Below are 14,562 nucleotides of genomic sequence, written 5' to 3' on the forward strand. Positions count from 1 at the left end.
TCACCGGACGCTTACGAACATGATGCTGTCAATAGCGACAGGCGGCGATGCCGTCGACGGCCTAGCCTTCTCGCTTGAACGGAACGAGCTTCTTAGGGAGAAGACGATTGAATCGCTTCTCCCATCGTTCGTGAAGACATGCCGTGACCCTATGCAGTTCTGGAGCTACATCAAAAAGCGGTCGGGGCAGTATCAGCCTAGGCGGGAGTACATTTGGGCGGCGTTCCAACCGCTGATGGATTATCTAGAGCAAGGTAATAGGGCACCCGCCGACGCACTTGTCTCTGACGTGCTCACGAAGTTTGACGCGGAGCATGTTGCCGGAGCTTGGAACAAGGCGCTTGACCGCCGCTCCAGCGATGTAGAAGGAGCGATCACCTCTGCGCGAACTCTGCTGGAGTCCGTCTGCAAGCACGTTCTAGACGAAGAGAGCATCACTTATAACGACAAGGATGACTTACCGAAGTTGTACAGGCTGACATCGGAAAGGTTGAACATCGCTCCCTCTCAGCACACCGAAGAGGTTTTCAAGCAAATTCTTGGCGGTTGCACGGCCGCAGTTGAGGGTCTGGGCACACTCCGCAATCGACTCTCCGATGCCCACGGCAAAGGAAAGATCGCTGCGAAGCCACGTCCTCGACATGCCGAGCTTGCAGTAAACCTCTCTGGCGCGCTCGCCATGTTTGTGCTGCAGACATGGGAAGAAAAGCGCAAGAAGCCCTGATCCGTTAAGAGTAGCGATCCTTCAATCGGGATAGTCTTCGGCCGCTTGCGCAATCATCTTCAACCGCAGGCGAAGCAACTGCATCGACGGCGGACGATACGTTAGGGAGCACGTGTCGTCGTAGAACGAGACATTCGCCTGCGCCAGTGAGCCGAAGCCGGGAGCAGTTTTCACATACTCCTTGGAAGCGACCGGGGGGACCCATTTCTTGACGCGCCCTTCATAGGACAGAAGCCATTGCTCACCAAGCAGCGATTCAGGCGTCATGTGCTTCTTCCATGCCCCGATTGGGGCCTTGGAGGCGATTAGTTTTTTGGATCTCGCATCCAACGCGAGCAGGGCAATGACAGAGTTGTCAATGCGGCGCACCGTCGTCGAAGCGGAAGTCTCAAGACTCACGTTGAAAAGAATGTGACCCCAAATCGCCCAAGCAATCTCGCTGGTATGCCCTCGGGGAGCGTGCAAGTTCACCATGACGAACAACAACTCCGCAAGGCCGTCGGTGTCAACGTTGTAGTTGGCTCCTTTGTAGGTTGAAATGATGTCCAGAACGATGGGGAGCACAGAAGGCTCTGCCTGCGCCCATTGGAAGAGTAGCTGTTGATAAAGCGGCCAGTTGTCTTCTGAAACGATGACGCCTGCGGTCTTCCGAACGGCATAGAGGACAACACCTTGATCCAGGTTTTCGCCCCGAAGCTCCATCGATCGATTGAACAAGTCGACGAGTAACGTTCGCTGTGCAGCTGGCTTGTTCGACTCCGCCAAAGCCATGGTCCGGATTTCTCTCGGCCAAGAGTTATCCAATTCCGCCGGGAGTTCGAAGATTTCTGTCTTCGCCTCATTGGCCATCATTTCGTACTGACTTAGGATTTCTTGGAAGCGCGCGAGTCCCTTTTCGGCCTCATTGAACGTGGGAAACGCAAACTCAAAGTCGTCGAGATATCTGATGTAGCGGTCGCCAATTTCGCGCCCGATCAGTCGGTCCAATTTGGTGAGCAGCACTTCCGCGACCAAATAGGAGGTGTCTGGCCCAATGGGAATGCCTTTTGTTTGCTTCAATTGGCCGATTTGAAGCAGCCGGTCGATCTTGTTCCCTCGGAGCTTCTCCCAGCCAATGTTTTGCTGCGACTTTTCTTTGCCGTGCAGAGCCCACGGGATCGAATGCGTGTAGATCGAGGGGTAAAAGCCCTTGATGTCCGTTCTCAGACCGTATCGCATTCCCGTGCGAATTCGAGCACGATGGTATGGCAGTTCTGAAAATGAGCCAGACCATTCGAACGCTCGCCGCGTTTGCCCAACTAGGGTCTTCTTTGGCTTGCTCAGGGACGTCCCGGGCTTTGGATACCACTTAGTCGACAACTCAGACCACATGCCGTCCAACACTTTGGCGAGCAAGTAGAAATTGACAGGATTTGGAATGCCAAGCTGTCGGCGGAGCGTCCCCGCTCTGGCCAAGTTGTACATGACGGGCCGTGTCGTAAATTGCGGCTCTTTCTTCTTGTCCAGCGTAAACGGGGAGGGCGGTGCGCTTGCGAGCAGAAAGTCAGCATAGGTGCGCGTGTGAAATGGCGGCGGCAGTTCGGACGGGAAGTAGCCGTTAGCGAGTAATCTCTTCACTCTGGTCCCCTCCCCGTCCTACTCAATGCTGAGCTTGTTGGAATGTAGCTCAAGCCACTTGTAAGGCTCGGCATGGCAAATCGACCTAGACTGAGTTCCAACGGACACGCTTGTCGGAACGCCCAGCACATGGTTAGTACACGCTCACACATCGCTGGCCCACGCCAGAGCCAATGCGGGTTGCGCCAGCTCACGTCTTACGGCTTCTATTCCAACGTGAACCCGGACGTCGACCACCCGCGCTGGTCGCAGGCCACCGAGCGGCGCATCGGCGAGGGCGAGGGCCTGTTCGCCAAGCGCCGCAAGACGCTGATGTTCAACGGCTACGAGCAGCAGGTTGCGCAGCTCTATGCCGGCATGGACCTGAAGAAGAACTACTGATGGCGAGCGCGTCGAAGGTCCTGCTGCATCGGGCCGCGAAGCCGGTGCTGTTCGCGCTGTGCCTGTTGCCGTTCGCGTGGCTGCTGTATGCCGCGCTGACGAACAACCTCGGCGCGAACCCGCAGGAGCACCTGATCCGCTCGACCGGCGACTGGACGCTGCGCTTTCTTTGCATCACGCTGGCGGTCACGCCGCTGCGCGTGATGAGCGGCACGCCGGCATTGGCGCGCTTTCGCCGCATGTTGGGCCTGTTCGTGTACTTCTACGTGTGCGTGCACCTGCTCGCGTACAGCGTGTTCGACAAGGAGCTGGTGTGGTTCGACATCGCCAGGGACATCGCCAAGCGCCCGTTCATCCTGGTGGGCTTCACGGCGTTCGTGCTGCTCACGCCGTTGGCCGCAACATCCTTCAACCGCGCCGTGAAGGCGATCGGCGCGAAGCGCTGGCAAGCGCTGCACAAGCTGGTGTACGCCATCGCCGGCCTCGCGATCCTGCACTTCTTCTGGATGCGCGCGGGCAAGCACAACTTCGCCGAAGTCGCGGTCTACGCGGCGATCCTGGCGACGCTGCTCGGCTGGCGCGTGGCCGACCGGCTCAAGACGAAGGCGCGAGCCGTTCCGAGCGCATCTGGTCCGCAGCCGTTTCGCGTTCGCGGATAAGCAAAGCCTTGTCGCCGGCGACCAGCACCTCGGCCGCACGGCCGCGCGTGTTGTAGTTGCTGGCCATGCTCATGCAATAGGCGCCGGCCGACATCACGGCCAGCAGGTCGCCCGGTTGCGCGGCGAGAGGGCGGTCGCGCCCGAGCCAGTCACCGCTTTCGCACACCGGGCCCACCACGTCGTAGGTATCGGTCGTGCCCGGCGACTTGCGCACCGGCTCGATCGCATGGAACGCCTGGTACATCGCGGGCCGCGGCAAGTCGTTCATCGCGGCGTCGACGATGCAGAAATTCTTGTGTTCGCCCGGCTTGAGATACAGCACCTCGGTCACGCAGATGCCGGCGTTGCCGACCAGCGAACGCCCCGGCTCGATCATGAACTGCCGCTGCCCGAAGCCGCGGGCGTCGATGCGCTCGAACAGCTTGCGCCACAGGTCGTCGGCCGCCGGCGGCTCGTCCCCCTTGTACGTGATGCCCAGGCCGCCGCCGAAGTCGATGTGCGCCAGGGCAATGCCTGCGGCTTCGACCGCCTCCACGAGGTCCAGGATGCGGTCCATGGCGTCGAGGTAAGGCGATTCGTCGGTGATCTGCGAGCCGATGTGGCAATCGATGCCCACGACCTTCAGGCCGGGCAGCGACGCGGCGCGTTGGTATGCGGCCAGCGTGCGGTCATGCGCGATGCCGAACTTGTTGCCCTTCAGGCCCGTCGAGATGTAGGGATGCGTCTTCGGATCGACGTCCGGATTGACGCGGATACTCACCGGCGCGGTCTTGCTGGCCATGCGTGCCACGTCACTCAGCACTTCCAGCTCGGCTTCGCTCTCGATGTTGAAGCACCCGATGCCCGCATCGAGGGCGCGGCGCATCTCCGCACGCGTCTTGCCCACGCCGGAGAAGATGATGTCGGCCGGCTTGCCGCCCGCGGCGAGCACGCGCTCGAGCTCCCCCCCGGACACGATGTCGAAGCCGCAGCCCGCCTGCGCGAACACCTGCAGGATGCCCAGCGACGAGTTGGCCTTCATCGCGTAGCAGATCTTCGCGCGCCGTCCGGCGAAGCCGCGCTGGTAGGCGGCCAGGGCGGACAGCATGGATGCCTTCGAATAGACGAACAGCGGCGTGCCGTGGGTGCGCGCCAGCTCGGCCACGCTCACGCCTTCGGCGAAGAGCTCCTCGCCTTGGTAATGGAAATACGGTTGGCCGGGCAGCGTGTTCATGGGCGCGGCGCCGGGTTGGCAGTTCCAGTGCCCGTTTCGACCGGCGCGGAGGCGGCAGGGATCGGGTTCAAGGTCTGCGGCAAGGAGGCGCGCGCGGCGGCGGCCTCACCGGTGGGCAGGTAGAGCGGGCCCTTCTGCCCACAGGCGGAAAGGAAAATCGCGAGTCCTAGAATGGCAGCAACCTTCAACATCGGCAAATTGTAATGACCGACCCCGAGTACATGGACCGTGCCGAGGCGCTGCTCGCGAAAGTCGAAGCGGGCTGCGACCGCATCAACGAAGCGACGGACGCCGACATCGACAACCAGCGCGTCGGCGGCATGGTCACGCTCACGTTCCCGGCCGGCAGCCAGATCGTCGTGAACCTGCAGAAGCCCCTGCACGAGGTGTGGATGGCCGCGCGCGCCGGCGGCTTCCACTACAAGTTCGACGGCCGCCAGTGGCTGGACACGAAGGGCAACGGCGAGTTCTTCGCCAACCTGTCGAAGTACGCGAGCGAGCAGGCCGGCCGCCCGCTCACGTTCGATTGACCTTCAGTTCCTGAACAGGTCGAGGATGCTCTTGCGATCCTCGGGCGTCGAACGCTGGGCGGGCGCCGGCGCCGGCGCCGGTGCCGCTCCATCCGAGAACGAGAGCGGTCCGCGGTCGAGCGGCACGTTGGGCTGCGGCGCCGAACCGGGCGGCAGGAGGTCCGCCGAGCTGCCACCGATGCTCGTCACGCCGCCGCCGTGCGCGTACTCTTCGTAGTACCACTCGCCGGCCACGTTGACCACGCCCTGGGGTGCCGCCGGCTCCATGATGGGCACGCCCTTGAGGGCGGTTTCCATGAAGCTGATCCACACCGGCAGGCTCAGGCCCCCGCCGGTCTCGCGGTCGCCCAGCGACTTCGGCTGGTCGAAGCCGATCCACACGATCGCCACCAGCGACGGATGGAAGCCGTTGAACCAGGTGTCCACCGAGTCGTTGGTCGTGCCGGTCTTGCCGTACAGGTCGGGCCGCTTGAAGGTGGAGTAGACCTTGGCGGCCGTGCCCGACCGCGCCACCTCGTTCAACAGACGCTCCATGATGAACGCGTTGCGTGCGTCGATCGCGCGCACCGACTCGTTGGGCAGCGGGGGCTGGCTCTCGACGAGCGTGCGGCCCTTCTGGTCGGTGATCCTGGTGATCAGCCAGGGGTTGACGCGGTAGCCGCCATTGGCGAACACGGCGTAGCCCGTGGCCATCTGCATCGGCGTGACCGAGCCGGCGCCCAGCGCCATGGTGAGATAGGCCGGGTGCTTCTCGGCGTCGAAGCCGAAGCGCGTGATCCACTCCTGCGCGTTCTGCGTGCCCACCGCCTGCAGGATCCGGATCGACACCATGTTCTTGGACTTGGCCAGCGCCGTGTGCAGCGGCATCGGCCCTTCGAACTTGCCGTCGTAATTCTTCGGCTCCCACGGCTGGCCGCCGGTGACCCCTGCGTCGAAGAAGAGCGGCGCGTCGTTGACCACCGTGCTCGGCGTGAAGCCCTTCTCGAGCGCCGCCGAGTAGATGAACGGCTTGAAGCCCGAACCCGGCTGGCGCCAGGCCTGCGTCACGTGGTTGAACTTGTTCTTGTTGAAATCGAAGCCGCCGACCATCGCATGGACAGCGCCGTCGCGCGGGTCGATCGCGACGAATGCGCCTTCCACCTCGGGCAGCTGCGTGATCTCCCAGGTGTTCTTCGGCGTCTTCATCACGCGGATCACGGCGCCGCGGCGGATCTTGGTCTTGGGCGGCGCCTTCGCCGACAGGCCCGACTGCGCGGGCCGCAGGCCTTCGCCCGTGATCTCGACCTGCTCGTCGCCCGAGCGCATCGCCACGATCTTCTTCGGATTCGCCTCCAGGACCACCGCTGACATGACGTCGCCGTTGTCCGGGTGGTCGGCGAGCGCATCGTCGATCGCATCCTCGACTTCCTTCGGATCGGCCGGCAGCTCGATGAATTCCTCCGGGCCGCGGTAGATCTGCCGTTTCTCGTAATCCATGATGCCCTTGCGCAGGGCCTTGTAAGCCGCTTCCTGCTGCGTGGCCTTCACCGTGGTGTAAACGTTCAGGCCCCGCGTGTACGCCTCGTCGCCGTATTGGGCATGCACCAGCTGGCGGACGGTTTCGGCGACGTACTCGGCGTGCGGACCCGACAGCTCGGAGGCGCTGCGGAAATGCATCTCCTGCTTCTTCGCTACCTCGCCTTCTTCGGCCGTGATGAAGCCGTTGTCGACCATGCGGTCGATGATGTACTGCTGGCGGGCATGCGCACGGCTGGGGTTCGTGAGCGGGTTGAAGGCCGAAGGCGCCTTGGGCAGGCCCGCGAGCATGGCGGCTTCCGCGATCGTGATGTCCTTCAGCGGCTTGCCGTAATAGGTCTCCGCCGCGGCCGCGAAGCCGTAGGCACGGTTGCCCAGGAAGATCTGGTTCATGTAGATCTCGAGGATCTGCTCCTTCGTGAGCTGGTGTTCGAGCTTGAACGTGAGCAGGACTTCGTACAGCTTGCGGGTGAACGTCTTCTCCGACGACAGGTACACGTTGCGCGCGACCTGCATGGTGATGGTCGAGGCGCCCTGGCTCTTGGCTTTGCCCAGGTTCGCCAGGCCCGCGCGCAGCACGCCCAGATAGTCGACGCCGCTGTGCGAATAGAAGCGCGCGTCCTCCACGGCGATCACGGCGTCCTTCATGACCTTCGGGATGTCCTTGATCGGCGTGAGGTTGCGCCGCTCCTCGCCGAATTCGCCGATCAGGATGCCTTCGGCCGAATAGACCCGCAGCGGCAGCTTGGGCCGGTAATCGGACAGGTCCGAAACGTCCGGGAGGTTCGGATACGCGACCGCCAGGGCGACGCCGACGACGATCAGGAGGCATGCCAGTCCCGCGGCAGCGATGGCCGCGGCCCACAGCAGCATGCGGACAGCCCAACTCATGGGGCGGCGGGGCGCCGGGGACGGCGAGCCGGGGTCGGCGGCGGATTGCTCTGAGGACATGACTTATCGAGGAGGGTGGACGGTCATTTTAGGAAGCCCCGATGAGTCCGGCCGAAGCGGGTCGGCGCCGGGGGCTTGCCACACGGATGAGATTCCGTGTTGTAGTTGGGGTTCACCAGTATGGCAGGTAACGACGTCGGTTTTTGGCAACGGGGGGTACTCCCGGAAATCGAAAATCTCTTTGTCCGACAACGATGTCACTGCTAGCATTGAAGTGAAGTCTTAGGTTTGTTACACGCCGAAATATGGCGTTTCAGGAGACGGATGTGATCTCACTGGGGTCCTTGTTCAGCCGCCAGTCCGCGTCATTGCTGGGCTTGGACATCAGCTCGTCGAGCGTGAAGCTGGTGGAACTCGGCCGCGACAAAAGCGGCAACTACGTGCTCGAGCGCTGCGCCATCGAACCGCTGGAACGCGGCTGGATCACGGACGGCAACGTCGAGAAATTCGAGGAAGTCGCGGAAGCCATGCGGCGCGTGGTCAAGAAGAGCGGGACCCGTACCAAGAACGTGGCCATGGCGCTGCCTCCGTCGGCCGTGATCACCAAGAAAATCATCCTGCCGGGCGGCTTGTCCGAGCAGGAGCTGGAGGTGCAGGTCGAGGCCGAAGCCAACCAGTACATCCCGTTCTCGCTGGACGAAGTGAGCCTGGACTTCTGCGTGATCGGGCCGAGCTCCACGTCCAGTGGCGATGTCGAGGTCCTGATCGCGGCCTCGCGCAAGGAAAAGGTGCAGGACCGGCAGGGCCTGGCCGAAGCCGCGGGCCTCAAGCCCCTGATCATCGATGTCGAATCTTATGCGTCGCGCCTGGCGGCCGGCCGCCTGATCCAGGCGTTGCCCCAGCAAGGCGTGGACACCATGGTGGCCCTGTTCGAGGTCGGCGCCTTCACTACCAGCATGCAGGTGATCCGCAACGACGAAGTGCTCTATGACCGGGACCAGGCGTTCGGCGGCGCGCAGCTCACGCAGCTGATCGTGCGGCAGTACGGCTTCTCCCCGGAGGAAGCGGAAACGAAGAAGCGCAACGGCGACCTGCCCGAAGACTACGAAGGCAGCGTGCTGAAGCCCTTCGTGGACAGCATGGCGCAGGAAGTGGCGCGCGCACTGCAGTTCTTCTTCACCAGCACGCCCCACAACCGGGTGGACTACATCATGCTGGCGGGGGGCTCGGCGGCGCTGCCCGGCCTCGCCGACGCGGTGACCGCGCACACCTCCTTCCCCTGCACGCTCGCGAACCCGTTCGAAGGCATGCAGGTCGGCGACGGCGTGCGCGAAAAGAAGATGCGCCGCGAGGCCCCCTCGTATCTCACATCCTGTGGCCTGGCCATGCGGAGGTTCACCCAGTGATCCTGATCAACCTCCTGCCGCACCGCGAGGCGGCCCGCAAACGCCGGCGCGAGGCGTTCTTCATGTCGCTCGGTGCCGCTGCCGTGATCGGCGGCCTGGTCGCCGTGGGCATCTATGGCTGGTACGCGGCCCAGATTGCCAACCAGCAGAGCCGCAACGCGCTGCTGCAGAAGGAAATCAAGACACTCGAGGGCCAGATCAAGGAAATCGAGAGCCTGGAGAGCGAGATCGCCGCCTTGCGCGCCCGCCAGCAGGCCGTGGAAGACCTGCAGGCCGACCGCAACCTGCCGGTCCACCTCCTCAACGAGCTGGTGGCGCAGTTGCCGGATGGCGTCTATCTCACGAGCGTCAAGCAGGAGAACCAGGTGATCACGATCACGGGCATGGCGCAGTCGAACGAGCGGGTCTCCGAGCTGCTGCGCAACCTCGGCAGCAAGAGCCAGTGGATCGTCCGCCCGGACCTGAGCGAGATCACTGCAGCGTCGGTGCAACTGGGGCCGCGTGACACGCGGCGTGTTTCAAATTTCGCGCTGAGAGTCAAGCTGCTGCGCGCGAGCGAGGCACAGAAGGCGGCGTCCGCGGCGAGCGGCGCTTCCGCGCCGGCCTCGTCGGCATCCGGCGTGGCAAGGAGCTGATATGGCGACCAAGCAGGACACTCCCGCCAAGACTTCGGCCCTCCAGCAGCTGCTGGTCAGCCAGTTCCGCGGCCTCAATCCCAATGATCCGCCTTCGTGGCCGATCCTTCCGCAGCTCGCGCTGTTCGTCGTGGTCGCGGCAGCGATCGTCACGGCCCTGTGGTTTCTCTGGTTGAACAGCTCCGACGAGGAACTGCAGCAAGCCGAGAAGAAGGAACTGCAGCTTCGCGATGAATACAAGACGAAGCTGGCCAAGGCGATCAACCTCGACGCGCTGAAGAAGCAGCGTGAACAGGTCCAGCAGTACGTGACGCAGCTCGAAAAACAGCTGCCGAGCAAGGCGGAAATGGACGCGCTGCTGTCGGACATCAACCAGGCGGGCCTGGGCCGCAGCTTGAGCTTCGAGCTGTTCCGCCCGGGCAGCGTGAGCGTGCGCGATTACTACGCGGAGCTGCCCATCGCGCTGAGGGTCACCGGCCGCTACCACGACGTGGGCTCGTTCGCCTCCGATATCGCGAACCTTTCGCGCATCGTGACGCTGAACAACCTCGCGATCACCCCGGGCAAGGACGGCACGCTGGTGATGGATTCGACGGCCAAGACCTTCCGCTATCTCGACCCCGACGAAGTGGCGGCGCAACGCAAGGCCCAGGGAGGGAAGAAGAAATGACAGGCCGCCATCTGCTCGCCGCCGTGGCGGCTGCCGCCGCGCTCGCGGGTTGCGGTGCCTCCGGCCAGGAGGAAGTCCAGCAATGGATGAACCAGCAACGTGCCTCGACGAAACCGCACGTCACGCCCATTCCCGAGCCGAAGAAATTCACCCCGCAGGCGTACACCCAGGAAGGTGCCACGGATCCGTTCTCGAACCTGAAGCTCACGCAGGCGCTCAAGCGCGACTCGGCGCAGTCGACGTCGAACGCGGCGCTGCTCGCCCCCGAGCTGGCGCGCCGCAAGGAGCCGCTGGAGGCTTTCCCCTTGGATTCCATGAAGATGGTCGGATCCCTGCTCAAGGAAGGCCACCCCGTCGCGCTCCTGCGCATCGACAACCTGCTGTACCAGGTCAAGCCGGGCAACTACCTCGGCCAGAACTACGGAAAGATCGTGAAGGTGAACGAGACCGAAGTCGTTCTGCGCGAGATCGTGCAGGACGCTGCGGGCGAGTGGACCGAGCGGACAGCCACACTGCAACTGCAAGAGAGGTCGAAATGAACAACAAGATGCTCACCTGGCGGCAGGCTTGGGCGTTCGCGCTCGCGATGGTCGCCACCGGGCTGGCCTTCTCGGCGCGCGCGCAGAATGCCATCGAAGCCGTGACCGGCACCATCCAGGGCGGCGCGGAAGTCATCCGCATCGATTTTGCCCAGCCGCTCGCCGCGGTTCCCGCCGGCTTCTCGATCCAGGCGCCGGCGCGCGTGGCGCTCGACGTGCCCGGCGCGACCAACGGCATGGGCCGCAACACGGTGGAGATCAACCAGGGCAACGTACGCTCGGTGAATGTGGTGCAGTCCGGCGACCGCACGCGCCTGGTGGTCAACCTGAAGGCGCCCGCGGGCTATCGCGCGCAGCTGCAGGGCAAGTCGCTGCTGGTCGTATTCGACACCGTCGCGGCCGCTGCCGCGCCGGTGACGCAGCAGCCGGCGTTCGCCGAAAGCCGCAACACCGAGGTGCTACCCCTGCGTGACCTCGATTTCCGCCGCGGCGCCGACAGTGCGGGCCGCGTCATCGTGGCGCTGCCGAGCAACCAGATCGGCGTGGACATCCGCCAGCAGGGCCAGAACCTGGTGGTCGACTTCCTGAAGACCTCGCTGCCCGAAGGCCTGCGCCGCCGCCTCGATGTCACCGATTTCGGCACGCCGGTGCAGACGGTGACGACCACGCAGGTCGGTGACCGCGTCCGCGTCACCATCGAACCCAAGGGCACCTGGGAACACAGCGCCTACCAGAGCGACAACCAGTTCGTGGTCGAAGTGCGCCAGGTGAAGCAGGACCCGACCAAGCTCTCGCAGGGTCCCGGTTTCACGGGCGAGAAGCTGTCGCTGAACTTCCAGAACATCGAGGTGCGGTCGCTTCTCCAGGTGATCGCGGACTTCACCAACTTCAACATCGTCACGTCGGACTCGGTCAACGGCTCCGTGACGCTGCGGCTGAAGGACGTGCCGTGGGACCAGGCGCTGGACATCGTGTTGCAGGCGAAGGGCCTGGGCCTGCGCAAATCCGGCAATGTGTTGTGGATCGCGCCGAAGGACGAGATCGCCGCCAAGGAAAAGCTCGACCTCGAATCGAAGGCGACGATCCAGAGCCTGGAGCAGGTGCGCACCGAATCCTTCCAGCTGAACTACACGAAGGCGGCCGAGATCGCCGCGCAGATCAGCACCGGGACCGGCGCGGCGCGCATGCTTTCGCCGCGCGGCAGCGTCATGGCCGAGCCGCGCACGAACCAGGTGTTCGTCACTGACATCCCGTCGAAGCTGGACCAGGTGCGCGACCTGATCGGCAAGCTGGACATCGCGGTGCGCCAGGTGCTGATCGAGGCCCGCATCGTGGAAGCGTCCGACACGTTCAGCCGGTCGCTCGGGGTGAAGCTTGGCGCGCAGGTGCCGTCCTTCGGCATCGGCGGCGGCAACCGCGGCGTGGTGGGCTCGACCTACGATGCCGTCGCGGCCCAGCGTGGCCAGGTGACCGGCACCGGTACGGGTGCGACGGGCACCGTCGCCGATCCGTTCGTGAACCTGCCTTCCCCGGGCGTTGGCGGCTTCGCCCCCGCCTCGTTCGCCATTTCGCTGTTCAACGCGACCGCCAGCCGGTTCCTCAACCTGGAACTCTCGGCACTCGAAGCCGACGGAAAGGGCAAGCTGGTGTCCAGCCCGCGCATCGTGACGGCGCACAACCAGAAAGCGCTGATCGAGCAGGGCACGGAATTCCCGTACCAGCAGGCGACGTCCAGTGGCGCCACTTCGGTGTCGTTCCGCAAAGCGACGCTCAAGCTGGAGGTGACGCCGCAGATCACGCCCGAAGGCAACATCATTCTCGACCTGGACATCAACAAGGACAGCCGCGGCGAGACGACGGCGGCGGGCATCGCCATCAACACCAAGCATGTCAAGACCCAGGTGCTGGTCGAAAACGGCGGCACCGTCGTGATCGGCGGCATCTTCGAGCTGACCGAGCTGGACACGGAAACGAAGGTGCCGCTGCTGGGTGACATTCCGATCGCGGGCAACCTGTTCAAGAACAGGAGCCGCGATACGAACAAGCAGGAGATGCTGGTTTTCATCACGCCGAAGATGATCGCGGACCGCGGCCCCGCCCGCTGAAAGTGATCCTGGCTGCGGCCGCGATGCGCTAATGTCCCGGGTGTGAAATTGATCCTCATTGGCTTGCCCGGCTCGGGCAAGTCCACCGTCGGGCGGCAACTGGCCCGGCGGCTCGGGTTGCCCTTCAGCGATTCGGACCACGTGATCGAGCAGCGCATCGGCTGCTCGATCCGTTCGTTCTTCGAGCGCGAAGGTGAGCAGGCCTTTCGCGATGTCGAGGAGCAGGTGATCGCCGAGCTGTGTACGCGCGAGGGTGTGATCGCGACGGGCGGCGGGGCGGTGCTGCGACCTGCCAACCGCGAGCGTCTGCGTGCCTCGGGCCACGTGTTCTACTTGCGCAGCGCGCCCGAGGATGTGTTCCGGCGCGTGCGCCACGACAAGGGCCGGCCGCTGCTGCAGGTCGCCGATCCGCTGGGGCGCCTGCGCGACCTGTTCGCGGAGCGCGATCCGTTGTACCGCGAAACTGCGCACTTCGTGATCGAGACCGGGCGGCCCACCGTGCCGACGCTGGTCAACATGATCATCATGCAGCTGGAGCTCACCGGTTCGCTTCCGCCCCGCCCTTAAACTCGGGGCATGTCCTCACCCGTTTCCTGCGAGCGGGTCGCCATCGAGCTCGGCGACCGCGGCTATGCCATCCTGATCGGTGCCGGGCTGCTGGATGCGGCCGGCGTGTGGGCCGATGTGCCGCAATCCGCGCAGGCGCTCATCGTGACGAACACCACGGTGGCACCGTTGTACGCGCAGCGGCTGCAGCGCGCGATTGCGTCGCGGCATCCGCAGGTGCATGTCGTCGAGCTTGCCGATGGCGAGGAATACAAGAACTGGGAAACGCTCAACCGAATCTTCGACGCGCTGCTTGAAAGGACCTGCGACCGCAAGACCGTGCTGTACGCGCTCGGCGGCGGGGTGGTTGGCGACGTGACCGGTTTCGCCGCTGCGTGCTACATGCGCGGGGTGCCGTTCGTGCAGGTGCCCACGACGCTGCTGGCGCAGGTCGATTCCTCGGTGGGCGGCAAGACGGCGATCAATCATCCGCTGGGCAAGAACATGATCGGCGCCTTCTACCAGCCGCGGCTGGTGGTGTGCGACCTGGATACGCTCGCCACGTTGCCGGCGCGCGAATTAAGCGCGGGCCTGGCGGAGGTGATCAAGTACGGCCCGATCGCCGACATGGACTTCCTCGCCTGGATCGAGCGCAACATCGAGGGCTTGATGGCGCGCGATCCAGTGCTGCTCGCGCACGCCGTGCGCCGCAGTTGCGAGATCAAGGCGCAGGTGGTCGGACAGGACGAGCGCGAATCGGGCCTGCGCGCCATCCTGAATTTCGGCCACACCTTCGGCCATGCGATCGAAGCGGGCCTGGGCTACGGCCAGTGGCTGCACGGTGAAGCGGTGGGCTGCGGGATGGTGATGGCGGCGCATCTGTCGCAACGGCTTGGCTTCATCGACTCGGCCTTCGTCCAGCGGCTCACGGCATTGGTCGACAAGGCGGGACTGCCCGTCCGCGCGCCCTCGCTGGGTGCCGATCGCTTCGTCCAGCTCATGCGCGTCGACAAGAAAGCGGAGGCCGGCGAAACGAAGTTCGTCGTGATCGAGCGGCCCGGCAGCGCGATCATGCGCGGCGCGCCCGACGCGGTCGTGCGCGAGGTGATCGAGCGCTGCAGCGCCTGAACG

At 64.2% G+C, this 14,562-nt stretch carries 14 protein-coding genes and 1 pseudogene; 11 read left to right on the plus strand and 4 right to left on the minus strand.

The window, feature by feature from the left end:
* The first annotated feature begins 19 nt into the window (after positions 1-19).
* A complete protein-coding gene (locus tag AC3EF3_RS01895; protein ID WP_488530466.1) occupies positions 20-724 on the plus strand; it encodes an abortive infection family protein in 705 nt (234 codons plus the stop codon).
* Positions 725-745: 21 nt separating this feature from the next.
* Here the strand turns inward: AC3EF3_RS01895 and AC3EF3_RS01900 are convergent, their stop codons facing one another.
* Positions 746-2,341, minus strand: coding sequence for an RNA-directed DNA polymerase (locus AC3EF3_RS01900; protein WP_488530467.1), 1,596 nt, complete (start codon positions 2,339-2,341; stop codon positions 746-748).
* 198 nt (positions 2,342-2,539) lie between these two features.
* Here AC3EF3_RS01900 and AC3EF3_RS01905 point away from each other — a divergent pair.
* Together AC3EF3_RS01905 and msrQ are read left to right on the plus strand one after the other, a co-directional pair.
* A pseudogene (locus AC3EF3_RS01905) lies at positions 2,540-2,722 on the plus strand (protein-methionine-sulfoxide reductase catalytic subunit MsrP); the annotation flags it as partial.
* Positions 2,722-3,381 (plus strand): protein-methionine-sulfoxide reductase heme-binding subunit MsrQ, encoded by a 660-nt coding sequence (msrQ, locus tag AC3EF3_RS01910; RefSeq protein ID WP_488530468.1) that lies wholly within the window; start codon positions 2,722-2,724, stop codon positions 3,379-3,381. The pseudogene AC3EF3_RS01905 and the gene msrQ, both read left to right, overlap by 1 nt.
* On the opposite strand, the gene lysA is transcribed toward msrQ, so the two are convergent.
* Positions 3,317-4,594, minus strand: a complete 1,278-nt coding sequence (gene lysA, locus AC3EF3_RS01915) for a diaminopimelate decarboxylase (RefSeq protein WP_488530469.1) — start codon at positions 4,592-4,594, stop codon at positions 3,317-3,319. The two genes, msrQ and lysA, sit on opposite strands and share 65 nt — an antisense overlap.
* Positions 4,591-4,785: an LPS translocon maturation chaperone LptM gene (gene lptM / locus AC3EF3_RS01920; protein WP_488530470.1), complete on the minus strand. Its 195-nt coding sequence runs from the start codon at positions 4,783-4,785 to the stop codon at positions 4,591-4,593. Before lptM ends, lysA begins: the two co-directional genes overlap by 4 nt.
* Before the next feature lie 12 nt (positions 4,786-4,797).
* Between lptM and cyaY the strand changes: the two genes are divergently transcribed.
* Positions 4,798-5,124, plus strand: a complete 327-nt coding sequence (cyaY, locus tag AC3EF3_RS01925; protein WP_488530471.1) for an iron donor protein CyaY — start codon at positions 4,798-4,800, stop codon at positions 5,122-5,124.
* 3 nt (positions 5,125-5,127) lie between these two features.
* Here cyaY and AC3EF3_RS01930 read toward each other — a convergent pair whose 3' ends face one another.
* A complete protein-coding gene (locus AC3EF3_RS01930; protein ID WP_488530472.1) occupies positions 5,128-7,530 on the minus strand; it encodes a penicillin-binding protein 1A in 2,403 nt (800 codons plus the stop codon).
* Between the two features lie 326 nt (positions 7,531-7,856).
* On the opposite strand from AC3EF3_RS01930, the gene AC3EF3_RS01935 reads away from it, so the two are divergent.
* From AC3EF3_RS01935 to aroB, 7 genes are read left to right on the plus strand one after another with little or no spacing between them, the layout of a single operon-like run.
* On the plus strand, positions 7,857-8,936 hold the full coding sequence (locus AC3EF3_RS01935; protein WP_488530473.1) for a pilus assembly protein PilM: 1,080 nt from the start codon (positions 7,857-7,859) through the stop codon (positions 8,934-8,936).
* Positions 8,933-9,571, plus strand: a complete 639-nt coding sequence (locus AC3EF3_RS01940) for a PilN domain-containing protein (protein WP_488530474.1) — start codon at positions 8,933-8,935, stop codon at positions 9,569-9,571. The genes AC3EF3_RS01935 and AC3EF3_RS01940 overlap by 4 nt, the downstream gene beginning before the upstream one ends.
* Before the next feature lies 1 nt (position 9,572).
* Positions 9,573-10,241, plus strand: coding sequence for a type IV pilus inner membrane component PilO (locus tag AC3EF3_RS01945; RefSeq protein WP_488530475.1), 669 nt, complete (start codon positions 9,573-9,575; stop codon positions 10,239-10,241).
* Positions 10,238-10,780 (plus strand): pilus assembly protein PilP, encoded by a 543-nt coding sequence (locus AC3EF3_RS01950; protein ID WP_488530476.1) that lies wholly within the window; start codon positions 10,238-10,240, stop codon positions 10,778-10,780. The genes AC3EF3_RS01945 and AC3EF3_RS01950 overlap by 4 nt, the downstream gene beginning before the upstream one ends.
* Positions 10,777-12,885: a type IV pilus secretin PilQ gene (locus AC3EF3_RS01955; RefSeq protein ID WP_488530477.1), complete on the plus strand. Its 2,109-nt coding sequence runs from the start codon at positions 10,777-10,779 to the stop codon at positions 12,883-12,885. Before AC3EF3_RS01950 ends, AC3EF3_RS01955 begins: the two co-directional genes overlap by 4 nt.
* Before the next feature lie 42 nt (positions 12,886-12,927).
* Positions 12,928-13,452 carry a shikimate kinase gene (locus tag AC3EF3_RS01960; RefSeq protein WP_488530478.1) on the plus strand — a complete coding sequence of 175 codons (525 nt, stop codon included), beginning with the start codon at positions 12,928-12,930 and terminating at the stop codon, positions 13,450-13,452.
* Positions 13,453-13,461: 9 nt separating this feature from the next.
* A complete protein-coding gene (gene aroB, locus AC3EF3_RS01965) occupies positions 13,462-14,559 on the plus strand; it encodes a 3-dehydroquinate synthase (protein ID WP_488530479.1) in 1,098 nt (365 codons plus the stop codon).
* Positions 14,560-14,562 lie beyond the last annotated feature (3 nt).

It is taken from the genome of Ramlibacter sp. GS1-15, from assembly GCF_057785015.1.